Here is an 885-nt window from a genome sequence, read left to right on the forward strand (position 1 = left end):
TCCGGCTCCGCACGAGCCCTCCGGAGCGGCGAACGCGTCGTCCACCGGTCAGGGCACCGCGGTCGGCGACGAGCCCGTCGTGCGCCCGGTGGCGGCGGTGGGCTTCCAGCAGCTCCGGGACGCCTGGCCGCAGGTCGTCGAGCACGTCCAGCGCGCTCGACGGTCGGCTTGGTCGGTGGTGGTCACGGCGCAGGTCACCGCCCTGCGCGACGACGTGCTCACCCTGACGTTCCCGAGCCAGCAGGACGTCGCGTCCTTCAAGGAGATGTCGGATCCGTCGACGAGCGTGAGCGAGCTGCTCCGGTCGGCGATCATCGACGTGCTCGGACTGCGGGTGAAGTTCGTCGCCCGTGGCCCCGGTCAGCAGCGCCCCGGCGGTGGAGCCGGTGGCGACGGTGCTCCCCAGCAGCCGGGCGGCGGATCGCAGCAGGCGTCGCAGCAGCAGCCCGCGCGGACGTCCGAGCCGCAGCAGACCTCGGCGGCGAGCACCGACCAGCAGCAGCGGTCGGAGCCGGTCGCACGGGCGGTGGACGATGCCCGGCAGGAGCCCGTCCCGCAGTCGGAGCCTGCCGCACAGCAGCGTCCGGCAGCGGCCCGTCCCGCCCAGCAGCAGCCGACCGCGCAGCAGTCCCAGCAGCAGCCGCCTGTCCAGCAGCAGACGGCTCAGCAGCAGGCTCCGCAGCAGCAGCAGCAGCAGCCGCAGCCTGCGCAGCAGCAGCCCGAGCCGCAGGACCCGCCCCGGCAGCAGACCGCCTCGGCACCCACCGGGCCGGTGACCGACTGGGTCGTCGCCACGATCCCGGCGGCCGACCCCACCGCAGGTGCGACCCACGGGCACCCGGAGCCGGGCTGGTCCGCGCCGTTCGGCACCACGGACACGGGAGA

1 pseudogene is annotated in these 885 nt (G+C 75.1%); it reads left to right on the plus strand.

From position 1 onward, the window contains the following. A pseudogene (locus tag D8M35_RS16735) lies at nucleotides 1-885 on the plus strand (hypothetical protein); the annotation flags it as partial.

The sequence above is a fragment of the Curtobacterium sp. HSID17257 genome (assembly GCF_003989515.1).
Lineage (GTDB): Bacteria > Actinomycetota > Actinomycetes > Actinomycetales > Microbacteriaceae > Curtobacterium.